Genomic DNA, 24,942 nt, shown 5'->3' on the forward strand with positions numbered 1-24,942 from the left:
AGTAACGAATCAAAATACGCTCAGCCTTTTTAATTCTACTTCCAACTGTTCCGCCGAAGTAAAGTGGATACAATTGATCCCGATCTTTTCTGCTGCTAAAATATTGCGGTAATTATCATCAATGAAAAGAGCTTCCCGGGGTTTCACGTTATAACGGTCGAGCAGGATATGGTAGAATTCCGGCGTGGGCTTGCGTATCTTTTCTTCGCCTGAAACTACAATGCCATCAAACCATTTTAAAAATTCAAATCGCTCAAACGCCACCGGGAATGTTTCGGCCGACCAGTTGGTGAGCGCGTATATCTTATATTTTCCGCTTTCCTTAAGTTGTCTGAATATTTCCACCGTTTCATGAAAAGCCTCGCCAAGCATTTCATCCCAGCGGCCATAAAAAGCGCGGATATGGTGTTCGTGCTCCGGGAATTGCTGAATCAGTATTTCTGTTCCCTCGTGTAGCGTCCGACCAGCGTCCTGCTCCTCGTTCCAGTCGGATGTGGTAATTTCAGCCAGGAACTTTTCCATTTCGGCCTCGTCCTCAAAAATAGTGCGGTACATATAGCGCGGGTTCCAGTCGATAAGTACGGCGCCGAGGTCGAAAATGATGGTGGTTATCATTAATATTTAGGGAATAGGCCGCATTTGTATAGTATAACCTACAAACGGTTGTTATCTATATTCACTAACGCCTTCTTCAGCGTAAACACCACGTAGCCGCGGTCGCGGTTAACAAGGCTCATTATTTTGCTTATCAGGCTGTCTTCCTGGCCCTCGGTATATTGAAGTTGCTCGTCGGTCAAATTGTTGTATTTCCTTTGTAATTTGATCTTTACGCGCTCCCAATCCTTATTGCTGATGCTGATCTCTGCCATGGTCGAAAAAAAGTTTGAGCAAAAATATAAAAATTCTGCTGTAGCCCCATGCAATAATTTGGCTCAGCGTTTGTTTAAACCCTTGTTACAGGATTACATCTAACCTGCGTATAAACTAAATTAAAATTATGAAAAAGTTTCTCTTAAGCGCCGCATTGCTGATAGCCGTTTGCATCAGCGCAAAGGCGCAAATTTCCGTCGGTGTTAAAGGCGGTGTCAATTTCTCTAAAATAAATACCGACAATTTGAACGAATCGACCCGTACGGGTTACCAGGCAGGCGTATTCGCCCGATTCGGTAGTGCGCTTTATTTCCAGCCCGAAGTTTATTTGAGCAGCACCGGTGGCAAGTTCAGCTCGGACGATGGTAATTTTACCGCCAAGGTAAATTTTACCAATGTAAGTGTACCGGTATTGATAGGTCACGAATTTGGTGCAAAAAATCTCAATTTCAGGCTAATGGCTGGCCCTGTGTATACCTACGCCCTCGATAAAAGCGAGAGCTTTTCGGACAATACCAATGCAGCCGTGGCCGACTTTGGCCATTACAAAAACAGTACGCTCGGTTTCCAGGCTGGCGGTGGTGTGGACATAGGCCCGATAACTGCCGATCTGCGTTACGAGGGCGGTTTAACCAAGATCAACCCCGATTTCGGCCAGCGGCAAAACCTGTGGGCGCTGAGTGTCGGGTTTAAATTCTTTTAATCGTACTACCAGTGAAACGAGGCCCCGTTATCTTTTGATAACGGGGTTTTTTATTTGCACCTTACCTCTTCCATCATAAAGAATTTAAGATTAAGCTAAATTTTTTAATTTATTTTTTATTATTAAATTAGTCGCTACCAAACCTTGTGACGTGAGGAAGTATTTTACCCTGTTAATTTTTATGTCTGTCGCCATCGGCGCGAACGCACAGATACGGCTATTTGGGATAATCGATAGCGCCGATCTCCGCCTTTCCTCGTGCAGTTTCGAAAAAGATGCGAACGCCGAAGTACTTTTCGACAAGGCCCGTGTTTACTTTAGCGCGCTGGGTGCTCTTACCATGGAACGGCATAAGCGGGTGAAAATATTTAACGAAAAGGGTAAGGAATATGGTAACGTTAAGATAGAGTACGACAACATGTACGGCGTCGATAATATATTAGACATCCAGGCCGAAACTATAAACCTTGAAAATGGCAAAATAGTCAAAGACAAACTCGACCCGAAGCTTATTTATGCCCAGCATACCGACAAAAACAAGGACGCCATTATTATCTCGTTCCCCAACATAAAGCCCGGATCGGTGATCGAATACAAGTATACGCTGATGCGCAACATCGCCTCCAACTTTCCGGCATGGCATTTTCAAACAGATATTCCGACCAGGTATAGCGAATTCAATGTGCTTTTCAGCTCGCGCCTGCAATTTAAAGCCTTTACGCGCAGGAATCAGCCGTTTGCCCAGGATACGCTTGTAACAGGGGGCCATATCTGGACAGCAGAGGACCTTCCATCGGTAAAAGATGAAGCCTACGCGCGGGCCGAGGGCGACGGCATGCAAAGTGTTGCATTATTGCTAACATCGGTACAAACCTTTGACGGGACAACCATTGACCTGAGCGATACCTGGGAGAAAGCCGGAAAGAAACTGGCGACTGCAAAAGATTACTACAAAGAGCTGGATCAGCACCTGGGCGGCGAGGATACCCTTATAAAAAGGGCATTGGCATTGAAGAATGACGATGAGAAAATCGCCTATTTGTTCAATAGCGTAAAAAGCATCATGAGCTGGAACGGCTTTCAAAACTGGGCGTCGAGGGACGGTATTCGGAATGCATGGAAAAAAAGGGTAGGAAACTCGGCCGAAGTGAATGCGGTGCTTTATCACCTATTGAAAAAAAGCGGGGTAAAGGCGTATCCTATGCTGGTAAGCACACGCGAGAACGGCCTGATACAGCCCGATTTTGTCGATATATTTCAAATCAACAACCTGGTTGCCTATGTGCCGGTTGATAGCAACAGGTATTATGTGCTGGACGCAACGAACAAATACAATGTATATAACCAGGTGCCGTATGAATTCCTTAACTCCTACGGGCTATGTCTTAACAGGGATGCTGATAAATATGAGATGGTTTATATGGAGAATAAAACCCCCTCGAAAGATGTGATCATCATAGTAGCAGACATAAACCCTGACGCAAAAATGAAAGGAACCGGCCAGATAGCAAGTTACGGCTACAGGAGAACACAGGACCTGGAATTATATAAAACCCTCGGCGACCAGAAGTTTAATGAGTACCTGACAGGGCGCGACAATAATGTTAAAATAACAAACCTGAAGTTATCGAATATGCAGGCTGATACCTTGCCGTTTGAACAAAATTTCGATTTTTCCTACGATCTCAATAATTCGGATAATTACCTGTTCTTTACCCCTAATATCTTTACGCCATTACACGACAATCCGTTTTTAAGCGAGTCGCGCACTTCGCCAATCGATTTTGGTTTTGGAAGCAGCCATGTTATCAGCGGGCGGTATAAATTACCGCCAGGCTACGCGGTGGAATCGCTGCCTAAAAGCGTAAATATTGTGATGGCCGATAAAAGCATAAAATTCAGAAGATCGCTCGAAAACCAGGATGGTTATATATCGCTTCATTACGAGGTCAATATTAAGCGCACAAAATTTTTAAAAACGGAATATCCTGACCTGCACGAATTTTTCAAGAAGATGTATGAAATGCTTAACGAGCAGATCGTGCTGAAAAAAAAATAGGAAGGAATTTTATTTTCAAAACCCACTAATAATCCTTATTTTCAAATTACCAACCTTAACGCAATTTTATAATGAACAAAATTTTTACCACTGCAATTTTATGTGCGTTTGTATTTACAGCAAATGCACAAACTACTCCCACGATCCAGCCTTTTGGAAAAATCGACAAATCAGATCTCGAAATGACAAAATGTGATTTTGAAGCAGATGCAAATGCAGAAGTGCTGTTTGACAAAGGCACGGTGTTTTTTACGGACGCCGAAATCGTTTTGGAGAGGCATGTCAGGATTAAGATCTTTAACGATAACGGGAAAACCGCTGCCGACGTACACATTCCCTATTGGGGTGGAGGCCATTTTGAATGGATCGAAAAGCTGCAGGCGCAAACTATTAACCAGAACAACGGGAATGTTGAGATAGTTAAAGTAGATAAGAAACAGATTTTTGATAAACGGATTGACCGTGACCGGTCGGAAATGGTACTGACCTTTCCCGATGTTAAGCCGGGCTCGGTTATCGAATACAAATACAGCATCCTGAGCCAGTCGGCAGGTGATTTCCCCGATTGGTATTTTCAGAGCGAATTGCCTACCCGGTATAGCGAGATCGAAGCCAAAGTACCAGACGCACTTCACTACAAAAACCTCGTCAAAGTAACCCAGCCTTACGCGGTAAACAGCAGGGACGGCAATGGCCAGATATCCAAAATAGCACTTGCCAACATTCCTTCGATCAATGCAGAGCCCTACATGAGCTCGGTAAAAGATAATTTTCAATGTATTCTCACCCAGTTGCTGAGCATAACCCCGGGAGCCGGATCGTTCGGTCAGAATTTTTCTGAAAGCTGGCAAAAGATCGGTGAAAACGAGGCTGATTTTGATGACTTTGGCGCGCAATTCAGGAAAAAGCTGACCGGCGAGGAGGATATCCTCAATCACGTAAAAAGCCTGAAAACCGATGACGAAAAGATAGCTTACATTTTTAACCAGGTAAAAAATACGATGAAGTGGAATGATCTGTACCTGAGATATACAGACGATGGTACGGCAAAAGCCTGGGATAAAAAGATTGGCAACTCCACCGAGATAAACCTGATGGTATACCACTTGCTTATGCGGGCCGGTATAAAGGCCTACCCCATATTAATGAGCACCAGGAAAAATGGCAAAGTAAATCCTGCATACCCCACGAGGTATCAATTTAACACAACGGCTACGTATGTGCCTATCGACAGCGCTACTTATTATGTGCTGGATGCCACCAACAAGTACAATATGTACAATGTGATACCCCACAACCTGCTCAATTCGTTCGGCCTGACCATCGACAAGGAAAATAGAAAATACGACATCACATTTATCCAAAACACCGCCCCGGTGCGTGATGTCGTGCTGATAAATGCCGATATAAAACCTGATGGTAAAATGGACGGAATGGCGCAAATAAGCAGCTTTAGCTACAACAGGATAGATAATGTTGAAAGCTATAAGACCGATGGCGAAAAGAAGTTTATTGAAAACTTAAAGGAAGGCAATAACGACCTTAAAATATCGTCGGTAAAATTTGATAATATGGATGTCGATTCGCTGCCCCTGACACAAAACATCAATTTTAACCTCGACCTGACCGGTTCTGATGAGAACTACATTTATTTCAAGCCCAATTTATTTATATCGATGGGCGCGAATCCGTTCCTCAGTGAAAAAAGAACGACAGATATCGACTTCGGTTATAATAACAACTATATAATTTCCGGAAATTACAAGTTGCCCGCGGGGTATAAAACCGATGCCCTGCCTAAAAGCGCGCGTATGGATATGTCAGATCAAAGTATCGGGTTCAAGCGGCTGGTAGTGGAGCAGGAAGGTGTAATAACGGTGAGGTACACTATTAGTTTTAAAAAGTCGATCATGTTCAAAGAGAATTACGAAGAGATACATGAATTTTTCAAGAAGATGTACGAAATGCTGAATGAGCAGATCATCTTAAAAAAAGCATAAAAATGGAGTTAAATAATTATATAAAGGGCCTGTTGCTTTTTGCAGGCCTGTTTTTCTTCGGTCCTGCTGCCCGCAGCCAGGATAAAGATATCCCCAAAGAGCTTTATACCGCTACCGGTATTCCGGATTCGTTGAAAGAGGACGCAAATTCGGTAGTAAGGTATTCATTCGATGAACTTAAAATAACCGGACCCGGCAAGGAGACCCGGAAACACCACAGCCTGATCACCATCCTTAACGAGAAAGGTGACCATGAGGCGTTTTTGCAATATGCTTACAATAAAAAATATGACAATTACAGTTTTATAGATGTTCATATTTACGACAAGAATGGAAAAATGATAAAAAAATATCACAAAAGTGATATGTATGATGGCGCCGTTTCAATGGAAGCAACCCTTGTAAATGATGAGCGTTTTCTTGGTTTAAAACATTCTGTGGCCGATTATCCGGAAACGATTGAGGTAGAGTATGAAGAAATTAAAACAAGTCTTATTGACCTGGGACAGTGGTGGATACAGGGAGACCAGCAATCTATTCAAAACGAATTTTATACTATATCAATTAACAGTGATGCCGGATTCAGGTATTTTAATAGAAATATTACATTAATGCCGGAAAAAACATCATCCGGCAATATTGATACCTACGCCTGGCGGGTTTTAAACCTGAAAGCTTTTAAGCTGGAGGAGAGGGCAATGCCGTGGCGGGTTTCACCGGTAATCAAATTCGGTCAAAGCAAATTTGATTTTTTTGGCAATCCGGGCGATTTAAGCAGTTGGCAAACCTATGGCAAATGGCAACTGGCATTAAATTCAGATGTATGTTCCTTGAGTGCGGAACGAATTGCTGAAATAAAAAAAATGACGGATACCATTAAAACGGATAAGGAAAAAGCAAAATTTCTGTACAAATATATGCAGCAGAATATGCGGTACGTAAGTATTCAGCTTGGCATTGGGGGTCTGAAACCTTTTGCAGCTACCTTTGTGGATGAAAAAAAATATGGCGACTGCAAGGCATTATCAAACTATATGTATGCACTGCTTAAGGCCGTAAATATTAATTCATATTATACAATTATACGAGCAGGCGAAAATGAAGAGCCTGCTAATTATTCTTTCCCGTATGATAATTTTAATCATGTTATTTTATGTATCCCTTTTAAAAATGACACCACCTGGCTGGAATGCACCAGTAATAAAACCGCATTTGGGGAATTAGGATCTTTTACCGAAAACCGGAATGCCTTAATAATAACCGAAGACGGCGGGAAATTGATAAATACTCCAAAAAGTAAAGCAATTGAAAATCAGTTTAACAGCGATGTGCATATTACGCTATCGCCAAACGGCGGGGCCAAAACACAGATCAACATATCCAGTACCGGTGAGTACCGTGAGCTATTTCTGGCAGTTGAGGCGGCTAAGGCCGACGAACAAAAGCAATTTTGGCTCGAAGAGTTGGGAATTAAACAACCGTCGTCATTTGATTTTGACCAGGGGAAAGACATTAACGGGATAAAGCGGGTAGAACTGAAATTTGAATACGACCAATTTTGCGATGTGATGACTGCGGACAAGCAATTTTACCGTCCTTCCGCTTTTAAACTGTGGGCAAATACGGTGCCCATACCCGATAAACCAAGGAAAGCCGATTTTTATTGGGAATGGCCGCGTATAAAATCCTGTACTACTACCATCGACGTGCCCGCAGGGTATGAAGTGGAAACTATGCCGGCAAATGCAAGCCTGAAATTTACGTACGGTAACTATGATGTAAATTATGTTTACAACAAAGACAAAAACCAGGTGATAAGCACGGCTAAATTTGTGCTGAGCAACCACGTAATTCCCGCGGCTAAATACACCGAGATGCAGGAATACCTGGATGCTGTTGCGAAGGTGCAGAATAAAAAACTGGTGATACATAAGAAGGCATAAATTTGCCTGATGATATTCAGGCTGGATGAACATTTGATATTCCCCGACCCTTCGCTTGCTGAAGAGGGTGGCCTTTTAGCTGTAGACGGCGATCTTTCGGTCGGCCGCCTGTTGCTGGCTTATCAAAACGGAATATTCCCCTGGTATAGTGATGATACGCCTATCCTCTGGTACTCGCCGCACGAAAGATTCGTATTGTTCCCCGGTGAACTAAAAATATCAAAAAGCATGCGGCACGTGCTTCGGTCGGGCAAGTTCGAAGTTACCTGGGATAAAAGTTTTGAGCAGGTAATTGAAGCCTGTTCAACTGCCGAAAGGCAGGAGCAGGACGGCACCTGGATAACCGGCGATATGAAAGCAGCCTATATCGAACTTCACCGCGCGGGCCACGCGCACTCGGTTGAGGTGTGGAAAAACAATGAATTAGCCGGCGGTTTATATGGCGTGCAAATTGGGTCGGTATTTTGCGGTGAAAGCATGTTCAGCCGGGTAAATAACGCCTCAAAAACAGCCCTCATAAGTTTGTGCCAAAGTGGAAGATATAAGCTGATCGATTGCCAGGTATATACCGGGCATCTTGAATCGATGGGCGCCCGTATGATCAGCCGGAAAGAATATATGGAAGCGCTGCAAAATTCGGGGTTTAAAGGTTAGTTTTGTGTTTTGTTAAAGACTTATGAAGTTTTCTAAACTTTCGCTAGTCTAACCGTCCAACCATGCAGCAATCCGTACAAAAAGAACGCATCATATTAGGCATTGACCCGGGCACAGCGGTAATGGGCTACGGGTTAGTGAAAGAGACCGGATCGAAAATGGAACTCATCAGCCTGGGTGTGGTGAAGATGGAAAGCCTGGACGACCACATGCTGAAGTTGCAGCGTATTTTTGAAAAGACCGTGGCCCTGATAGACAACTATCACCCTGATTGCCTGGCTATCGAGGCGCCGTTCTATGGCAAAAACATACAGGTGATGCTCAAACTGGGTCGCGCGCAGGGCGTGGCGATGGCCGCAGCACTGTCTCGTAACATAACCATCACCGAATATTCGCCCCGCAAAATAAAACAGGCCATAACAGGCAATGGTAATGCTACCAAGGAGCAGGTGGCAGCCATGCTTCAAAACCTGTTAAAATTTAAGGAGACCCCGGAATTTTTAGACGCCACCGACGGCCTTGCCGTTGCAGTATGCCATTCGTTCCAAAAAATAAGCACAAGTACCGGTAAAACCGGCGGTAAAAAATCCTATTCGGGATGGGAAACTTTTGTGAAGGATAATACGAACCGGGTAAGTGGATTAAAGATCAAAAAATAAGCTACCTGTATCTCCTGTCCGCCCGTTTTTTTTATCAGGGGTGATGAGACAAAACGGACAAGATCTAATTGCATATCCTTAACAACAATGTCATTTCGAACAATAGCAAGAGATCTTATACGCTATACACCCGACGCCAGGCGTGATGTATAAGATTTCTCCCGCTTGCAGCGGTTCGAAATGACATCGCGGGAGTTTGATATTGTTGTCCATCCCTTCTCTTGTGTTCATGATAATGAGACGAAAAAACATCTGCACATTCGCACATCTGAAATCAGCACATTATTCACTCCTCAAAGCGTCCCTGATCTTATCGGCCGTTGCCTGTAATTGTTCAGGGGTAAAGCTCAATTTAGGGCGAGAGAAATTGAGATCGCTCACGCTATTCATGGGTATCAGGTGGATATGCGCATGCGGCACTTCGAGGCCGATAACAGCAACACCTATCCTTTTACAAGGGATAGCTTTTCGTAAACCTGTAGCTACTATTTTGGCAAATATCTGCAGGCCGGTATAAAGTTCGTCATCCAGGTCGAACAGGTAATCAACCTCTTTTTTGGGTATCACCAGCACATGACCTTCAGCCAGCGGACTAATATCCAGGAAAGCCAGGTAATCTATCGTTTCGGCTACTTTATAGGCGGGTATTTCGCCGGCTACTATTTTTGAGAAGATGGTCATAGTGAGTTGATTGTGTTGAATTGAGTTGATTAGGTTGACTAAGTTTTAAAGAAGGCTATCAACTACTCACTTAATCAACTCAATCAACCACTTAACTAACGGCTTATTTCCAATATTTCAAATTCCATTTTACCGGCGGGTACCTGTATTTCGGTTGTCTCGCCCACTTTTTTACCTAACAGCCCTTTGGCTATGGGCGAGGTTACTGATATCTTGCCCGATTTCAGGTCGGCTTCGCTTTCGGATACCAGCTGGTAGCTCATGGTAGCGCCGTTTTTTGTATTTTTTATTTTAACGATGGATAATGCCAGCACCTTTGAGGTATCCAGCTTACTTTCGTCCAATAAACGCGCGTTGGCAAGCAGTTCTTCCATCTTGGCTATTTTGGTCTCATGGTGGCCCTGCGCTTCTTTGGCTGCATCATATTCGGCATTTTCCGAAAGGTCGCCTTTGTCACGCGCCTCGGCAATTGCCTTCGCAATGTTTGCCCTGCCCGAAGTTTTTAATTGTTGTAATTCTTCCTTTAATTTTTCTAAACCATCTTTGGTATAGTATGCTACCTCAGCCATAACCCTATTTTTAATTCTTTAGTTTATAAACAGATACGAAAAAAAACAGTCCCCCTGTTTTCAGGAAGGACGTGTTCGTCTAAAAAACAAACAAGACTATGTGGGCTGATGCCTGCATAGTCTTGCTTTTCAGTAAAACGAAGATAAACGAATTAAGTTTGAAAATCAAAATTTTTTGAGCGATTTTATTCGTAAAACCGTCCGTCTCAGGGTTTTATTTTACCCAGCTTTTCTGCCATCACCTCGCTTATCCTGCGGTACGAATCAAAGGTCCAGCCTGCCACATGCGGGGTTAACAGCACCTTGCCCGACTGCCTTAATTCTTCATACCAGGCCTGTTCGCCTAAAGCAGGGAACTTCTCGGTTTCAAGCACATCAAGGCCCGCTCCTAATACCTTTCCCTGTTTGATCGCGTTCAATACCGCCTGCGTCTTTACCACTTTACCACGCGATGTATTCAATAAAAAGATCGGCTTTTTGAAATGAAACAGGTATTCGTCGTCAACCAGTCCGTCTGTCTCCGGCGTAAGCGGCACGTGCAGGCTCAAAACATCCGAATGCTTCACAATTTCCTCCATGCTTACTTCGCGGGCGTACTGATCGCTAAAGCCGGTTTTGTATTTATCATAAGCTATCACGTTCACCCCAAAGCCTGACAATTTTTTAGCGAAGCTGCTCCCCATAAAGCCATAGCCGATGATACCTACTGTCTTATCTTTCAGCTCATATCCGCGGTTTGCTTCGCGTTTCCACTGGCCGTTGCGTATCTCGGCATCGGCGCGGTTAAAGTTATTCATCAGGCTCAGCAGCATGCCTATCGCATGTTCGCCCACGGCATCCATATTACCTTCGGGAGCGTTGATCAGGATAATTCCTTTTTCGCGGGCATAATCCTCATCAATATTATCCATACCGGCCCCGGCACGACAGATAAATTCTAGTTTGGTACTCAGGTCGAGCACTTTCCTGTCCACCAAAAACTTGGAACGTATCACTATACCCTCATAATCAGCAAGAATGGCGTACGCTTCTTCCGGTTTTATGGTTGGCCGGTAATCGCAGTGGTAGCCCATAGCTTCGGCCTGTTCTATGAAGATCGGGTGGATGTCATCGACGATCAATATATTCTTATTCATTATTACCTGCTTTCAGCAATCTTATTCGTCAAACTAACAAAATCTGCCACACTCAGCCGCTCGGCACGCAGATCGAGCAGCGGCTCATCGGTCATTTTCTCTTTATTCACCAGGGATGATACCGCGTTCCGCAACGTTTTCCTGCGCTGGTTAAACCCGGCCTTCACCACCTGCCAGAAAAGCTTCTCGTCGCAGTCCAGCTCGGCTACTTCGTTCCGCGTTAGCCGTATCACTGCCGACAGCACCTTTGGCGGCGGATTAAACACCCCTGCTTTCACCGTAAACAAATATTCTATCTTATAATATGCCTGCAAAAACACGCTCAATATGCCATATTCCTTACTGCCGGGTTTGGCGGCGCAGCGTTCGGCAACTTCCTTCTGGAACATCCCCACAACCTCAACCACCTGCTGCCGGCTATCCAGCACCTTGAATAATATCTGCGACGATATGTTGTAAGGGAAATTACCAATAATGCCAAACTTCCCCGGGAAAACCTTACCAAAATCCATTTCCAGAAAGTCGTCATTGATCAGGCGCTCGCCTAACTGGGGGTACTTTTTTTGCAGGAACTCGTACGACTCCGTATCAATATCTATCAGGTAAGTTTCCAAATCGAGGCGCTGTAACAGAAAGTCGGAAAGGATGCCCATTCCGGGACCCACCTCCAGTACCTGGCTGTAGCCACCGGTAAGCTGAAGGCTGCCAACTATCTTAGCGGCTATATTTTTATCCGTCAAAAAGTGCTGGCCCAGGTGCTTCTTTGCCCTTACTACTGTCATTTTTACCTCAATTACAGGCGCAAATTATGCATATTTGCGCTTTAATCAGGAATTTGCATACCTAAATTCTTTATTTGCATCTTTGTGAAGTTGTACGTGTGACGTTATACGTTGTACGTAATAAGCAGATCAAAACGTAAAACGTCCAACGTAGAACGTATAACAAGCTAATCGGTGCAATCAAAAAATCATCGGTGAAATCATAACAATAATGAGCGAGAAACTAAAAATAGGCATAAGTATAGGCGATGTTAACGGCATAGGGCTCGAGGTGATCATCAAAACCCTGGCCGACTCTAAAGTACTGGATTACTGCACACCCATAGTTTACGGCCAAACCAAAATAGCCTCCTTTCACCGCCGGGCTATCAATATCAACGACTTCAATTTCCATGTCATCAACCACGCTTCGCAGGCGCAGCACCGCAAGGCAAACATGATCAATTGCTGGGAGGAGGACGTAAAGATAGACCTGGGGCAGATAAACGAAACCGGGGGTAAATACGCCCTTATATCATTACAGCGCGCCACCGACGACCTGCTGCGCGGCGACATCGACGCGCTGGTGACCGCCCCTATCAATAAGGACAACATCCAGGGCGAGGAGTTTAAGTTCCCCGGCCATACCGAATATTTGCAGGAACGCGCCGGCGCCACCGAATCGCTGATGTTTTTGGTGAGCGACACCCTGCGCGTGGGCGTGGTTACCGGGCATATCCCCCTCCATTCCGTTGCGCAAAGCGTTACCACCGAAAAGATACTGGCCAAGCTGAAGCTGATGGACGCCAGCCTGCGTAACGATTTTTGGATACAGCGCCCCAAAATAGCCGTGCTGGGCCTTAACCCCCATGCCGGCGACAACGGCCTGATCGGCGACGAGGAGCAAACCACCATCATCCCCGCCATACAGGAGGCTAAGGCCAACGATATACTGGCCTTTGGCCCCTACCCGGCCGACGGCTTTTTCGCCAATGCATCGTACCATAAGTTTGATGCCGTACTGGCCATGTACCACGACCAGGGCCTGGTACCGTTCAAACAGATAGCCTTCGAATCGGGGGTGAACTTTACGGCGGGATTAAGCTTTGTGCGTACCTCGCCCGACCATGGCACCGCTTACGACATTGCCGGCCAGAACCTTGCCTCCGCCGACTCGTTCCGCGAGGCGCTGTTTACCGCCATCCACATTGTCAAACACCGCCGCGAAACCGCTGTACTCACCGAAAACCCATTAGTGATAACCAAGCTGAGCCGCGACCGGGATTGAGCGGAAAGCTAAAGGCAGAAAGCGTAAAGCTTTTACATACTAAAGACCAAAGCAGAAGGATAAACAAGCTTTCTGCTTTGGTCTTTCCGCTTTCAGCTTAAGGGAGGGTTAACATGGTTTACACTTTCTCGTGCACGCATCTGTTTAAAATATTGATTATCAGTTAATTAAGTAAATTTTACACCAAAAGGTGTTAACCATAAAATTGCAGCGCGGGCGGCCATTTTATAAATTACGGCGCGGGCGGCGGCCGGATGCCCCCGGAAGCTGCCAGGGCGAAATTTCATTTTTTTGACTGTTTCTGCCCCAGGTTGGCTAATGCTGCCTCAAGCTGCCGGATGATAAATTTTTAGTGGCTAAGGGCGTTCCCCTCGTTCCCTGCCGGCAGGCAGGCTTAGCATCACAATTGTGGTGATGAATGTTAGCCCGTGCGGTGGCGGGGGTGGGTGAGCGCAAGCCCTGCGCGAAACTCTGTCACTGCTACTCAATAACAGGGCCGGTACCCGATTTAGTCCTCAATGTACGCTCTCATAAGATTCATTATAAGCAATTTTAAATGTGGCGTTTTCGGAATTGCCATAATTCATTTTGGAAAGATACGCCTCTCTTGAATTTTGCAATTTATTTTGGATTGATTCGGTACTCATGTTTGAAGGATTTTAATTAGTAAACTAAAATTATTTAATCTTTATTTTTAAATATTTAATTCAAGTATTATTTACATGATTTAGACATTTCATTTTGTTACTGTTTTTATCTGTCTCCTCCCCCCTGTTAGTCCGGATTTGAAATCCGGGCTCCATAAATTTAAAGATTTGCAATCTGCGGGGCGGCATCAGTTAATCGTCTAAATCCGTTTGATCCTGGTTCAGACAAAATGCAGCCGCGACAAGGCGTTTAAGTTTTCTCCTCGCTGCGCTCGTTCGAAATGACATTGTTTTTTAAAATCCAGGTTCAGACAACCACCATAGCGGCGAAACCCCGCCCCGCCACTTCGCTGCCAGCCGCACCCCTCCCGGTGGGAGGGAGTTATAGTTCCCGCCCCGTAATCCCCAACTTTCGGACTTATGCCGACTTCCGGACTTCCCGACTCCCCATATTTCAACTTTTTTTTCCACATTCCTAAAAATTCCCTACATTTGCGGGCTAATTATCGCTCATTGAAATCGCTAAAAACATATTCAATTCCGTTCACCGGGCTAAAGCTGGGGAAACATGATTTTGATTATGAGGTGGGCAATGCTTTTTTCGACGAGTTTGAATACTCGCTGGTGAAGAAGGCCGACCTGGTTTGCAAGGTTGAACTGGAAAAGCAGGAAACCATGCTTATCCTCAGTTTCGACATTAAAGGTACCATTACCCTTACCTGCGATAAATGCCTTGCCGAGTACCCGCAGCCTGTGGATATTAAGGAACAGCAGATAGCCAAATTTAGCGGCGGGGAGATTGATGAGGACGAAGAAATTATTACCCTGACAAAGAACGATCACGAGATCGACATTGCCGGGCTGATATATGAATACGTAAATGTTGCCGCGCCGTTTATTGCGATTTGCAGCGACGAGGGCAAAACACCTTATTGTGATAAGGAGATGCTTGACCGGTTGAACGCCCTGGCGTCCAGCAACGATCAAAACACAAAAACGGACCCACGGTGGGACGTTTTGAAAAAAATTAAATGATATAATTACAGGAAGTTATGCCACATCCAAAACGGAAATTTTCAAAATCGAGAACAGCGAAACGCAGAACGCATTACAAAGCTGAGGCTCCAACTTTAACCACTTGCAAAACAACCGGTGCCGTACATTTGCCACACAGAGCTTATACTGTTGATGGTAACGTGTATTACAACGGTAAGATCCTTATCGAAAACGCCGCAACTGCCTAAGTTTAATTTTCTGAAATGAAGATTGGCTTGGATATAATGGGCGGCGATTTCGCTCCAAAGGCTACTGTTTTAGGGGCAATTGAAGCCGCTAAAATACTGCCCGAAGGCCAGCAACTTGTTCTTATCGGCGATAAGGACGTGGCCCTGTCCATTCTTCAGGAAAATAATTTCAGCGCCGAAAATTTCGAGTTCGTTCACACTACCGAGGTTATCGGCATGGGCGAACATCCGGCCAAGGCGGTAATCAAAAAACCAGGTTCAAGCATAAGCGTTGGTTTCCAGCTGTTGAAAGACGGCGGTATCGACGCTTTTTCGTCTGCGGGCAATACCGGCGCCATGCTGGTGGGTTCGGTGCTGAGCGTGAAAACCATCGAGGGTGTTATACGCCCCGCCATGTCGACCAACGTACCCAAACTGACGGGTGGCTTTGGCATTTTAGTGGATGTTGGCGCCAATGCCGATTGCAAACCCGAATACCTGCCGCAATTTGGCGTGCTGGGCAGCTTGTTTGCCGAGTCGGTTTATGGCATGGTTAGCCCACGCGTTTCGTTACTGAACATTGGCGAAGAGGAGGAGAAGGGCAACGCCCTTTGCCAGGCCGTTTACCCGCTGATGAAGGAAAACAAAAACTTCAACTTTGTAGGCAATATCGAGGGCCGCGATCTGTTTAGCGACCATGCCGATGTTTACGTTACCGATGGCTTTACCGGCAACGTTGCCTTAAAAATGGCGGAGTCGTTTTATGTGATATCACTCAAAAAACAAATAAAGGACGAATTCTTCGCCCGCTTTAACTATGAACAATATGGTGGCAGCCCTATCCTCGGCATTAACGCGCCGGTAGTGGTGGGGCATGGCATATCAAGCCCCGAGGCCATCAAAAACATGGTGCTTTTATCAAGGGACATGGCGCAAAGCGGCCTTGTCGAAAAAATTAAAAACGCATTTCAGTAATTCTACCCCTATAATAGATGAATAAAATTCATGCTGCTATTACTGCTGTAAATGGATACGTTCCCGATTATGTGCTGACCAACCACGAACTGGAAACCATGGTTGATACGAACGACGAATGGATAACCAGTCGTACCGGGATAAAAGAACGCAGGATACTTAAAGGCGAGGGCCTTGCCACATCAGACCTGGCCGTACCGGCCGTTGAAGGTTTGCTGAAGAAAAGAGGCATTTCCGCCGAAGAAATAGAACTGATAATTTTTTGTACCACCACGCCCGATATGCCTTTCCCGGCAACGGCCAATATATTGGCGGATAAAATTGGCGCCAAAAATGCCTGGGGTTACGATCTGCAGGCGGCCTGCTCGGGGTTTATCTTCGGGTTGGCTACCGGGGCGCAGTTTATCGAGAGCGGCAAGCATACCAAGGTTTTGGTTGTGGGCGGCGATAAAATGTCGGCCATTATTAATTATAAGGATCGTGCAACCTGCATCATTTTCGGTGACGGCTGCGGCGCGGTACTGCTGGAACCAGATACCGAAGGTTATGGTGTGATAGATTCGGTGCTGAAAAGCGATGGCGCGGGTCGTGCGTTCCTGCACCAAAAGGCAGGCGGATCTTTAAAACCGGCCACGCACGAGACCATTGATGCGATGGAGCACTACGCTTACCAGGAAGGGCAGGCGGTATTCAAATTTGCCGTAACCAATATGGCCGATGTGGCAGCCGAGGTTATGGAGCGCAATGGTTTGGAGTCGGAAGATATTGCATGGCTGGTACCGCACCAGGCCAACAAACGCATTATCGATGCCACGGCAAACCGTACCGGCGTTAGCGCCGATAAGGTGATCATTAATATCGAGCGATACGGCAACACGACCAACGGTACCATACCGCTGTGCCTGTGGGAGTGGGAAGATAAATTCAAAAAAGGCGATAACCTGATACTGGCCGCATTTGGCGGGGGCTTTACCTGGGGATCGATCTATTTGAAATGGGCGTATTAATGTGCAAATGCCTGAACTTTTATAAATATGTTTTGTTTATTTGCTATTATAAAAATCCATTAAAACTATTAACCCTGACTAATTAAAACATCTGCATATTTGCACGTCTGCACATTCACACATTTGAAAACTGCATATTTGCACATCTGCGCATTAAGATATAACTTAGAATAATTCTTTATCCAAAACCAATTCCAAACTTATGGATATTAAACAGATTCAGGACCTGATACGCTTCGTTTCAAAATCGGGGGTAAATGAAGTTGCGATCGAACAGAAAGACTTCAAGATCACGATCAAAACCAACCAGGCGCCAACTTATGTTACGGCAACGTTGCCGGTTGAACCGGCCCATGCACCCGCAGCAATTGCAGCGGCTCCTGCAGCAGCGGCACCGGCAGCTGAGGCCCCGGCAGCAGCTCCTGCGGCTGATACATCAAAATATATTACCATTAAATCGCCGATGATAGGCACCTTCTACCGCTCGGCATCACCCGATAAACCGCTTTTCGTTAACGTTGGCGACGAGATAAAAGAAGGCAAGGTGCTTTGCATTATCGAGGCCATGAAACTGTTCAACGAGATCGAATCGGAAGTATCGGGTCGTATAGTTAAGGTTTTGGTAGATAATGCATCGCCGGTTGAATACGACCAGCCGTTGTTCCTGGTTGAACCGGTATAACATTTACACGCAAAGTTGCCTTGTGTAAAGGTTTGACTGGTGTAGATCAATTATCCAATTTATTTTAACCGATCAATATGGAATCCGGTGTAATCCCAAAAGGAAAGAAAATGTTTAAGAAAATATTGATAGCTAACCGTGGCGAAATTGCCCTTCGTATTATCCGTACGTGTAAGGAAATGGGCATCAAAACTGTAGCTGTTTATTCAACTGTCGACAGGGACAGCCTGCATGTACGTTTTGCTGATGAAGCCGTATGCATAGGTCCGCCCCCAAGTAAAGACTCCTATTTAAGTATCCCCAATATCATCTCCGCGGCTGAACTGACCAATGCCGACGCCATCCATCCGGGCTATGGTTTTCTGTCAGAAAATGCAAAGTTCTCGGCCATTTGCGCTGATTACGGCATCAAATTTATCGGCGCTACCTCCGACCAGATAAACGCCATGGGCGATAAGGCTTCGGCCAAGGCTACCATGAAAAAAGCCGGGGTACCAACTATCCCGGGTTCCGAAGGCTTGTTGAACGATGTAAAGGAAGGCATTGCCTTAGCCAATAAAATAGGCTATCCCGTAATTTTGAAAGCGACCGCTGGTGGCGGTGGCCGTGGTATGCGCCAGGTTTGGAAAGACGAGGAGTTTGAACCTGCCTGGGATTCGGCAAGGGCCGAGTCGGCAGCAGCTTTTGGCAACGATGGTTTATATCTTGAAAAATATGTGGTCGATCCGCGCCACATCGAAATACAGGTTGTGGGCGACCAGTACGGCAAGGTTTGTCACCTTTCCGAACGTGACTGCTCTATCCAGCGCCGTCACCAGAAACTGGTGGAGGAATCGCCATCGCCGTTCATGACGGAAAAACTGCGCAAGCGTATGGGCGATGCTGCCATCAAAGGCGCCAAAGCGGTAAAATATGAAGGGGCAGGTACCATAGAATTTTTGGTAGATAAGGACCGCAACTTCTATTTTATGGAAATGAACACCCGTATACAGGTGGAGCACCCGGTTACCGAAGAGGTGATCAACTTCGACCTGATAAAAGAGCAGATAAAAGTTGCCGCGGGCATACCTATCTCCGGGAAGAATTACGAGCCAACCATGCACGCCATCGAATGCCGTATCAATGCCGAAGATCCTTTCAACAACTTCCGCCCGGCGCCGGGTAAGATCACCAATTTCCACTCACCGGGTGGCCATGGTGTGCGTATCGATACCCATGTGTACTCGGGTTACGTAATACCGCCGAATTATGATTCGATGATAGCCAAAGTGATCTGCGTGGCGCAAACCCGCGAGGAGGCTTTAAGTACCATGGAACGTGCACTAAGCGAATTCGTTATCGAAGGGATAAAGACCACTATCCCCTTCCATCTAAAATTATTGCAGGACCCTAACTTCAGGGCGGGTAATTTTACCACCAAATTCATGGAGACCTTTGAATACACTAACTAAAAAAGTTACACTGCAATAATAAATTAAATCGTAAATAGCATACCGTAATTTCCGGGGTGCTATTTATACAAGGCAATGAGCAAGATAAGCGATAAAATAATCAATACTGTCAAAGAGAAAAGTAAAAACCTCGAGGCAGAGATGTCATTTTTTGACCACCTGGAAGAACTAAGGTGGCACCTTATCCGCTCGGCGCTGGCTATTTGTGTGTTTACCATATTCGCATTTGCCTTTTACACCTGGATATACGACCATATCATTATGGCCCCCAGCCGGAAGGATTTCTGGACCTTCAGGGCAATGTGCCAGATCGGCGAATGGCTGCACCGCGATATGTGTATCAGCAGTATCAACATCCACCTCATCAATACCGAAATGGCGGGGCAGTTTACCCTGATGATCGACTCGTCGCTGATGATCGGCCTGGTTATGGGTATCCCGTACCTGTTATACGAACTATGGAGGTTTATAAAGCCCGCCCTGCACGAAAAAGAACGCAAAGCGGCAAGCGGCTTTGTTTTTTACGCCTCACTTCTTTTTATATGCGGTGTGTTGTTCGGTTATTTCATTATCACACCTGTATCGCTTAATTTCCTGTCGAGCTTTACCGTAAGCGGCCAGATACAAAATCTGTTTTCTGTCGACTCATACCTATCGTCCGTTTCCACGCTGACACTGGCCACCGGCCTGGTTTTCGAACTGCCCATTTTGGTGTATATACTTGCCAACATAGGCATACTTACACCCAAGTTTATGCGCGATACAAGGCGCTATGCCATCGTTATCATCATGATCATAGCAGCTATTGTTACCCCAACCCCGGATATGCTTACCATGACCGTAGTTGCTATCCCGCTGCTGTTACTTTACGAGTTGAGTATCAGCGTTGCATCGATGGTTGAGCGCCGGCGCAAGAAAAGAAATGCCGATGCAGAAGCCAGCTAATTAGCTGTTGGTTTCCAACAAAATCTTTACCTTCGTTGCTTGATTTTTATAATAGCTTTGAGCAATGAATGATCTCAGGATAGCCATTGGCGCCGACCATGCAGGCTTTGAATACAAGCAAGCGATAGCCAAATGGCTCGGCCAGGATAATTTAAAAGATTTCGGCACTTACTCGGCTGATTCGGCCGATTACCCCGACTTTGCTCATCCGGTAGCTTCAGCCGTTGAAAATGGCGAATTTGACTTCGGCATCTTGGTTTGCGGCAGCGCCAACGGCGTGGCTATAACAGCGAACAAACACCAGGGCATACGTGCCGCCATTTGCTGGAATGAAGAGCTGGCAGCACTGGCACGCAAGCATAACAATGCCAACATCGTGTGCATCCCTGCCCGCTTTATTTCGATAGAAGAAGCCGAAAAGATAGTTCAAACATTTCTGAATACTGAATTTGAAGGCGGACGTCACGCCACCAGGGTAAACAAAATAGCTTGCTGAGGTGAAGGGGGAAGGTTTAAAAACAAATCACTAATTAACAAATCACCAGTCAACCAATCACAGGTTGACCAATCACAAGTAACTAATCACCAGTTAACTAATCTCAATAATTAACAAAATACATACATGAAAAAAACTTACTTAATCATCGGCGCGCTTGCTATCGGGACATACGCCAGCGCGCAAAAAATCGCAGACCCGACCAAATACGCGAAGTTGATAACAGCTGAGGATGCCAAAAAGCATTTGAGCATTATCGCTTCGGATGCCTTCGAAGGACGCGAAACCGGCAAACCCGGCGCCGACAAAGCGGCGCATTACATCGAAGCCGAATTTAAAAGGCTTGGATTGCAGCCGCCCGTAAATGGTTCATATTTCCTTGATATCCCATTAGTGGAAAATTCGATGGAAATTACTTTTACTGCCAATGGTGAAGCGGCTGCCAACGGGGTCGATTTCTTCACCCGGTCCAATGCAACTGACAATTCTATAACTGCCAGCGAAATTGTTTTTGTGGGTTACGGTACCGAAGCCGAATTGGGCAACATCGATATTGCCAACAAGATAATTTTATTGATAAACGAGGATAAGCCCGAAGCCGGCAAGGAAACCAACACCAGCTACCGCGCGACAGCCGCCCGCACCGCTATATTAAATAACCTGAAAAGCAAGAACCCTGCTTTGATACTGGCCGCCAACGGCGAAATTGCCAACCTCATGAAACGTTTTGGATCGTCGGTAAGGGGCGGGCGCTTAAGCATAAAAACACCCGAAAGCAAGAACGTAACACAGCAAATACCTGTTATGCATATTACCACGGCCCTGGCCGACCAACTGGTAAAAGCGAGCGGAAAATCTTATGCCGATCTGAAAGGCTCGGGCGCACAGGTTATCAAAGCCGATGTAAAGGTCGATTTTCATACGGTAAATAAAGACGTTAAAGCAGTTGACGTATTGGGCTACATGCCGGGTACCGACCTGAAAGATGAGGTGCTTGTTTTCTCGGCACATTACGACCATATCGGCTTAAACCCGAACGGTAAAGATAAAGTGAACAACGGCGCCGACGACGACGGCTCGGGCACTACCGGGATACTGGAAATAGCCAAAGCATTTTCACAGGCTAAAAAAGACGGTCACGGCCCGCGCAGGAGCGTCCTGTTCCTGGGTAACGTTGGCGAAGAAAAAGGCCTGTTGGGCTCCGAATATTATACCGATCATCCGGTGTTCCCGTTGGCTAACACCATTACCGATCTTAATATCGATATGATCGGTCGCGTGGGCGAAGAATACATCGGCAAGCCCGATTCGGCCAACTATGTTTATACTATTGGTTCGGCAATGCTAAGCAAGGAACTGCACCAGATAAACGAGGATGCGAACGCGAAATACACCCACTTGGACCAGGACTATAAATACGACGATCCGAAAGATCCGAACAGGTTCTACTACCGTTCAGATCATTACAACTTTGCCAAGCATGGGGTGCCTATCATTTTCTACTTCAACGGCGTACATGCCGATTACCACCAGCCCGGCGACGAAGTGAGCAAGATCAACTTCCCCCTATTAGCCAAACGTGCACAACTGGTATTTTATACCGGCTGGGAACTGGCCAACAGGGACAAGAGACCGATAGTAGATGGCACCCCATCTTCGGAATAAGGCCATTTCGGATTAAGATATTTAAAGGGCGGCTGTTGGGCTGCCCTTTTGTTTTAAAACACATGCATAACCAGGCTTACGAAGTTTTTAAAAATTTCGTAAGCCTTTTTTATACCCTGTTTGAACCTGTCAACTTAATCTAACTTATTCAACCCAATCAACTGTCCTTAAACATAAAATCCTTATTTTCGCAACCATGGGACACATCGCAGAAGAGTTTTTGGTTGCCTCTGAGGATAAGGCTTTTGATATGAGCCATCGCCATATCATAAACTACAATATTGCCAAATATGATACAGCTGTGGACAGGGGCCTGTCGCGGCTCATCAACCTCGACAATTCCAAAAAGAAGGGCCATGTGATCAAATGGCGGGTGATGGAGAACCTGGATAAGTTCCTGCCCGAGTTTGAGGCCAATTTTCAAAAACGGGGCGGTAAAGTAATATGGGCGAACGACGCCGAAGAGGCCAACCGCGAGATACTGAACATCATCCAAAAGGCGGGCGCCAAAACTGTTGTCAAATCCAAGTCGATGGTGACCGAGGAGATCGAGCTGAATGAGTTCCTCGAACATAACGGTATCGAATCGCTTGAGACCGACCTGGGGGAATATATTGTTCAACTTTTGGGCCAGCGGCCATACCATATCGTTACCCCGGCCATGCACCTGTCCAAAGAGGACATCGCCAAATTATTCAATGAAAAATTCGGTACACCGCTGGATTTTACACCCGAACAACTAACCGCAAAGGCACGAGAGCTGCTGCGCGACAAATATGTGCAGGCCGATGTGGGTATTACAGGCGCCAATTTTTTGCTGGCCGATACCGGCAGCATTGCGATAAGCGAGAACGAAGGTAACGCCAGGCTAAGCACCAGCTTTCCGAAGATACATATTGCCGTTGTCGGCATCGAAAAGATTATACCTTCCATTGCAGATCTCGACCTTTTCTGGCCGATGCTCTCAACCCACGGAACCGGGCAAAACCTGACGGTTTATAATACCATTTTAAGCGGACCGCGCCAGGGCGATGAAACCGATGGCCCCGAAGAAATGTACGTTGTGCTGCTGGATAATGGCCGTACCAACCTGCTTGCACAAAAGGACCAGCGCCAGGGGCTTTACTGCATCCGCTGCGGCGCCTGTTTGAATGCCTGCCCGGTTTATAAGAATATCGGCGGGCATACTTACGAAACCACCTACAGCGGGCCGATAGGCTCCATCATTACGCCGCACACGCGCGGCATGGAGGAATTTAAACACCTGAGCTATGCATCCAGCCTTTGTGGCAAATGCAGCGAGGTTTGCCCGGTAAAGATCGACATACACAAAATGCTGCTGCTGAACCGCCGCGATTCTGTTAAGCAGCACGTAGTTACCAAAAAAGAAGAATGGGGCTGGGCGCTTTGGAAAACCGGGATGTTGAACCGTAAATGGATGGACTTCTTCAGCGGAAAGACCAAGAACTTCTTCCTCAAAACCCTGTTCAGGAAAACCTGGGGCAAACTGCGCGAAATGCCCAAAGTAGCCGATAAGTCGTTCAGCAAAATGTGGGCGGAGAAGAACCAATCCGAAATGTAGAGACGCATAATCATGCGTCTCCCAGGGTAATATCTACCAGTAAAGACGCATAATCATGCGTCTCTACGTGGTTTAATGTATGTTCCCGAAACCAAATTCCTTGTAAGTATTCGGCATCTCGTTGCTGCTCACAAAAGCGAACGTATAGGTGGTCAGCCAGGTGTCGTAATCGGCGCTTTTATCTTTGGATGGCTCCATATGCAGCGACCGCAGCATGTACACCCCTTCCCTGCTCAGTTTAAAATAGATCTGCCCCGCTTTATCCGTAGATAATTTCTGAACGAACACATTACCGCCATGCGATTTGATGTAAAAGACCACCACAGCGTTCACGACAGGTTTGCCCTTAAAGTTCACGAGGCCGATTATATCATCGCCGTAATTGCCTTTGTATGGGTTGTCTTTTAAAATGATCTCGTAATCCTGGTCCTGGCTCTTGTTAAAGTCGTTGGCGCTTTCCTTATCCACCTTCACCAATGTTTTCAGGTACCAGGTAAACCGTTCCCTGAAAATATCCTTACTGCCGTTTTTTACTTTTTCCGAATATTGGGTAAGCCCCTCGTCGTCGAGCTCGCGCGTAAAATCTTCGCGTTCCACGTCGTCAATTACCGGTTTGCGGGTCATGGTTATCATGTTCAGGCCGTCCTTTTCGGCTGTAACGGTTGCAATGGTATCGCTGCTTTTGGTGGCAATATCTTTATCCGACTTTTTTGAACCCGCGCTGATATTGAACTTATCGATCTTCGCCGGGTCGAAATTAAGCCTGTCCTGAATCACAAACTGGTTCGCACTAAACAAATGCACTTTCAGCTCATCGCCCTTATGCAAATAAAAGTGCTGCGGCACCAGCATGTAATCCTGGGCGCAGGCCTCTTGAACCGTAAGAAAAAGCAGGGAAAAGAGACAGCAATAGATATATTTCATAGCGATGATTATTGATTTGCCC

The 24,942-nt window shown here is 46.0% G+C and carries 24 protein-coding genes; 17 read left to right on the forward strand and 7 right to left on the reverse strand.

Annotated elements, in window-relative coordinates; genetic code table 11:
• Positions 1–9: 9 nt before the first annotated feature.
• Positions 10–615 (reverse strand): HAD family hydrolase, encoded by a 606-nt coding sequence (locus tag FRZ54_RS01645; RefSeq protein ID WP_147029914.1) that lies wholly within the window; start codon positions 613–615, stop codon positions 10–12.
• Positions 616–653: 38 nt separating this feature from the next.
• The gene (locus tag FRZ54_RS01650; RefSeq protein ID WP_147029915.1) at positions 654–869 is read right to left on the reverse strand and encodes a hypothetical protein; all 216 of its coding nucleotides are present in this window, start codon (positions 867–869) and stop codon (positions 654–656) included.
• 128 nt (positions 870–997) lie between these two features.
• Between FRZ54_RS01650 and FRZ54_RS01655 the strand changes: the two genes are divergently transcribed.
• From FRZ54_RS01655 to ruvC, 6 genes are all read left to right on the forward strand, one after another.
• A complete protein-coding gene (locus FRZ54_RS01655; RefSeq protein WP_147029916.1) occupies positions 998–1,573 on the forward strand; it encodes a porin family protein in 576 nt (191 codons plus the stop codon).
• 151 nt (positions 1,574–1,724) lie between these two features.
• Positions 1,725–3,632 (forward strand): DUF3857 domain-containing protein, encoded by a 1,908-nt coding sequence (locus FRZ54_RS01660; RefSeq protein WP_147029917.1) that lies wholly within the window; start codon positions 1,725–1,727, stop codon positions 3,630–3,632.
• A gap of 71 nt (positions 3,633–3,703) precedes the next feature.
• Positions 3,704–5,632: a DUF3857 domain-containing protein gene (locus FRZ54_RS01665; RefSeq protein WP_147029918.1), complete on the forward strand. Its 1,929-nt coding sequence runs from the start codon at positions 3,704–3,706 to the stop codon at positions 5,630–5,632.
• A gap of 2 nt (positions 5,633–5,634) precedes the next feature.
• Complete coding sequence (locus FRZ54_RS01670) at positions 5,635–7,575, forward strand: DUF3857 domain-containing protein (protein WP_147029919.1); 1,941 nt, start codon at positions 5,635–5,637, stop codon at positions 7,573–7,575.
• Positions 7,576–7,584: 9 nt separating this feature from the next.
• The gene (gene aat, locus FRZ54_RS01675; RefSeq protein ID WP_147029920.1) at positions 7,585–8,229 is read left to right on the forward strand and encodes a leucyl/phenylalanyl-tRNA--protein transferase; all 645 of its coding nucleotides are present in this window, start codon (positions 7,585–7,587) and stop codon (positions 8,227–8,229) included.
• A gap of 62 nt (positions 8,230–8,291) precedes the next feature.
• The gene (ruvC, locus tag FRZ54_RS01680) at positions 8,292–8,888 is read left to right on the forward strand and encodes a crossover junction endodeoxyribonuclease RuvC (RefSeq protein ID WP_147029921.1); all 597 of its coding nucleotides are present in this window, start codon (positions 8,292–8,294) and stop codon (positions 8,886–8,888) included.
• A 282-nt stretch (positions 8,889–9,170) separates the two neighbouring features.
• Here ruvC and FRZ54_RS01685 read toward each other — a convergent pair whose 3' ends face one another.
• The 4 genes from FRZ54_RS01685 to rsmA form a co-directional block, all read right to left on the reverse strand.
• Complete coding sequence (locus FRZ54_RS01685; protein ID WP_147029922.1) at positions 9,171–9,569, reverse strand: HIT family protein; 399 nt, start codon at positions 9,567–9,569, stop codon at positions 9,171–9,173.
• 95 nt (positions 9,570–9,664) lie between these two features.
• Complete coding sequence (gene greA / locus FRZ54_RS01690) at positions 9,665–10,138, reverse strand: transcription elongation factor GreA (RefSeq protein WP_147029923.1); 474 nt, start codon at positions 10,136–10,138, stop codon at positions 9,665–9,667.
• Positions 10,139–10,344: 206 nt separating this feature from the next.
• On the reverse strand, positions 10,345–11,274 hold the full coding sequence (locus FRZ54_RS01695; RefSeq protein WP_147029924.1) for a 2-hydroxyacid dehydrogenase: 930 nt from the start codon (positions 11,272–11,274) through the stop codon (positions 10,345–10,347).
• A gap of 2 nt (positions 11,275–11,276) precedes the next feature.
• Positions 11,277–12,056 (reverse strand): 16S rRNA (adenine(1518)-N(6)/adenine(1519)-N(6))-dimethyltransferase RsmA, encoded by a 780-nt coding sequence (gene rsmA / locus FRZ54_RS01700; RefSeq protein WP_147029925.1) that lies wholly within the window; start codon positions 12,054–12,056, stop codon positions 11,277–11,279.
• A gap of 211 nt (positions 12,057–12,267) precedes the next feature.
• Here rsmA and pdxA point away from each other — a divergent pair, with 211 nt between their 5' ends.
• The 11 genes from pdxA to FRZ54_RS01755 all read left to right on the forward strand — a co-directional run bounded on the left by pdxA (position 12,268) and on the right by FRZ54_RS01755 (position 23,996).
• On the forward strand, positions 12,268–13,323 hold the full coding sequence (gene pdxA, locus FRZ54_RS01705) for a 4-hydroxythreonine-4-phosphate dehydrogenase PdxA (RefSeq protein ID WP_147029926.1): 1,056 nt from the start codon (positions 12,268–12,270) through the stop codon (positions 13,321–13,323).
• Between the two features lie 1,160 nt (positions 13,324–14,483).
• On the forward strand, positions 14,484–15,005 hold the full coding sequence (locus FRZ54_RS01710) for a YceD family protein (RefSeq protein ID WP_147029927.1): 522 nt from the start codon (positions 14,484–14,486) through the stop codon (positions 15,003–15,005).
• A 17-nt stretch (positions 15,006–15,022) separates the two neighbouring features.
• On the forward strand, positions 15,023–15,214 hold the full coding sequence (gene rpmF / locus FRZ54_RS01715) for a 50S ribosomal protein L32 (RefSeq protein ID WP_147029928.1): 192 nt from the start codon (positions 15,023–15,025) through the stop codon (positions 15,212–15,214).
• Positions 15,215–15,229: 15 nt separating this feature from the next.
• Positions 15,230–16,168, forward strand: coding sequence for a phosphate acyltransferase PlsX (gene plsX, locus FRZ54_RS01720; RefSeq protein ID WP_147029929.1), 939 nt, complete (start codon positions 15,230–15,232; stop codon positions 16,166–16,168).
• A 17-nt stretch (positions 16,169–16,185) separates the two neighbouring features.
• Positions 16,186–17,175: a beta-ketoacyl-ACP synthase III gene (locus tag FRZ54_RS01725; RefSeq protein WP_147029930.1), complete on the forward strand. Its 990-nt coding sequence runs from the start codon at positions 16,186–16,188 to the stop codon at positions 17,173–17,175.
• 202 nt (positions 17,176–17,377) lie between these two features.
• The gene (accB, locus tag FRZ54_RS01730; protein ID WP_147029931.1) at positions 17,378–17,857 is read left to right on the forward strand and encodes an acetyl-CoA carboxylase biotin carboxyl carrier protein; all 480 of its coding nucleotides are present in this window, start codon (positions 17,378–17,380) and stop codon (positions 17,855–17,857) included.
• A 110-nt stretch (positions 17,858–17,967) separates the two neighbouring features.
• Positions 17,968–19,308 (forward strand): acetyl-CoA carboxylase biotin carboxylase subunit, encoded by a 1,341-nt coding sequence (gene accC / locus FRZ54_RS01735; RefSeq protein ID WP_147034393.1) that lies wholly within the window; start codon positions 17,968–17,970, stop codon positions 19,306–19,308.
• Positions 19,309–19,383: 75 nt separating this feature from the next.
• Entirely contained in the window at positions 19,384–20,253 is an 870-nt protein-coding gene (gene tatC, locus FRZ54_RS01740) for a twin-arginine translocase subunit TatC (protein ID WP_147029932.1), read from the forward strand.
• Between the two features lie 64 nt (positions 20,254–20,317).
• The gene (gene rpiB / locus FRZ54_RS01745; protein WP_147029933.1) at positions 20,318–20,749 is read left to right on the forward strand and encodes a ribose 5-phosphate isomerase B; all 432 of its coding nucleotides are present in this window, start codon (positions 20,318–20,320) and stop codon (positions 20,747–20,749) included.
• Positions 20,750–20,875: 126 nt separating this feature from the next.
• Positions 20,876–22,414 carry a M28 family peptidase gene (locus FRZ54_RS01750; protein ID WP_147029934.1) on the forward strand — a complete coding sequence of 513 codons (1,539 nt, stop codon included), beginning with the start codon at positions 20,876–20,878 and terminating at the stop codon, positions 22,412–22,414.
• Positions 22,415–22,610: 196 nt separating this feature from the next.
• Complete coding sequence (locus tag FRZ54_RS01755; RefSeq protein ID WP_147029935.1) at positions 22,611–23,996, forward strand: LutB/LldF family L-lactate oxidation iron-sulfur protein; 1,386 nt, start codon at positions 22,611–22,613, stop codon at positions 23,994–23,996.
• Positions 23,997–24,068: 72 nt separating this feature from the next.
• Here FRZ54_RS01755 and FRZ54_RS01760 read toward each other — a convergent pair whose 3' ends face one another.
• Complete coding sequence (locus FRZ54_RS01760; RefSeq protein ID WP_147029936.1) at positions 24,069–24,920, reverse strand: DUF4198 domain-containing protein; 852 nt, start codon at positions 24,918–24,920, stop codon at positions 24,069–24,071.
• Between the last annotated feature and the right edge of the window lie 22 nt (positions 24,921–24,942).

Source organism: Mucilaginibacter ginsenosidivorans, assembly GCF_007971025.1.
Lineage (GTDB): Bacteria > Bacteroidota > Bacteroidia > Sphingobacteriales > Sphingobacteriaceae > Mucilaginibacter > Mucilaginibacter ginsenosidivorans.

What these genes read in the sequence shown, in the direction of transcription:
- greA (WP_147029923.1), bottom strand. Translation starts at nt 10,138, where the DNA reads ATGGCTGAGGTAGCATACTATACCAAAGATGGTTTAGAAAAATTAAAG.
- FRZ54_RS01650 (WP_147029915.1), bottom strand. Translation starts at nt 869, where the DNA reads ATGGCAGAGATCAGCATCAGCAATAAGGATTGGGAGCGCGTAAAGATC.
- ruvC (WP_147029921.1), top strand. Translation starts at nt 8,292, where the DNA reads ATGCAGCAATCCGTACAAAAAGAACGCATCATATTAGGCATTGACCCG.
- aat (WP_147029920.1), top strand. Translation starts at nt 7,585, where the DNA reads ATGATATTCAGGCTGGATGAACATTTGATATTCCCCGACCCTTCGCTT.
- FRZ54_RS01755 (WP_147029935.1), top strand. Translation starts at nt 22,611, where the DNA reads ATGGGACACATCGCAGAAGAGTTTTTGGTTGCCTCTGAGGATAAGGCT.
- tatC (WP_147029932.1), top strand. Translation starts at nt 19,384, where the DNA reads ATGAGCAAGATAAGCGATAAAATAATCAATACTGTCAAAGAGAAAAGT.
- FRZ54_RS01725 (WP_147029930.1), top strand. Translation starts at nt 16,186, where the DNA reads ATGAATAAAATTCATGCTGCTATTACTGCTGTAAATGGATACGTTCCC.
- accC (WP_147034393.1), top strand. Translation starts at nt 17,968, where the DNA reads ATGTTTAAGAAAATATTGATAGCTAACCGTGGCGAAATTGCCCTTCGT.
- FRZ54_RS01760 (WP_147029936.1), bottom strand. Translation starts at nt 24,920, where the DNA reads ATGAAATATATCTATTGCTGTCTCTTTTCCCTGCTTTTTCTTACGGTT.
- rsmA (WP_147029925.1), bottom strand. Translation starts at nt 12,056, where the DNA reads ATGACAGTAGTAAGGGCAAAGAAGCACCTGGGCCAGCACTTTTTGACG.
- FRZ54_RS01670 (WP_147029919.1), top strand. Translation starts at nt 5,635, where the DNA reads ATGGAGTTAAATAATTATATAAAGGGCCTGTTGCTTTTTGCAGGCCTG.
- FRZ54_RS01645 (WP_147029914.1), bottom strand. Translation starts at nt 615, where the DNA reads ATGATAACCACCATCATTTTCGACCTCGGCGCCGTACTTATCGACTGG.
- FRZ54_RS01750 (WP_147029934.1), top strand. Translation starts at nt 20,876, where the DNA reads ATGAAAAAAACTTACTTAATCATCGGCGCGCTTGCTATCGGGACATAC.
- FRZ54_RS01695 (WP_147029924.1), bottom strand. Translation starts at nt 11,274, where the DNA reads ATGAATAAGAATATATTGATCGTCGATGACATCCACCCGATCTTCATA.
- FRZ54_RS01685 (WP_147029922.1), bottom strand. Translation starts at nt 9,569, where the DNA reads ATGACCATCTTCTCAAAAATAGTAGCCGGCGAAATACCCGCCTATAAA.
- plsX (WP_147029929.1), top strand. Translation starts at nt 15,230, where the DNA reads ATGAAGATTGGCTTGGATATAATGGGCGGCGATTTCGCTCCAAAGGCT.
- accB (WP_147029931.1), top strand. Translation starts at nt 17,378, where the DNA reads ATGGATATTAAACAGATTCAGGACCTGATACGCTTCGTTTCAAAATCG.
- rpmF (WP_147029928.1), top strand. Translation starts at nt 15,023, where the DNA reads ATGCCACATCCAAAACGGAAATTTTCAAAATCGAGAACAGCGAAACGC.
- pdxA (WP_147029926.1), top strand. Translation starts at nt 12,268, where the DNA reads ATGAGCGAGAAACTAAAAATAGGCATAAGTATAGGCGATGTTAACGGC.
- FRZ54_RS01655 (WP_147029916.1), top strand. Translation starts at nt 998, where the DNA reads ATGAAAAAGTTTCTCTTAAGCGCCGCATTGCTGATAGCCGTTTGCATC.
- FRZ54_RS01665 (WP_147029918.1), top strand. Translation starts at nt 3,704, where the DNA reads ATGAACAAAATTTTTACCACTGCAATTTTATGTGCGTTTGTATTTACA.
- rpiB (WP_147029933.1), top strand. Translation starts at nt 20,318, where the DNA reads ATGAATGATCTCAGGATAGCCATTGGCGCCGACCATGCAGGCTTTGAA.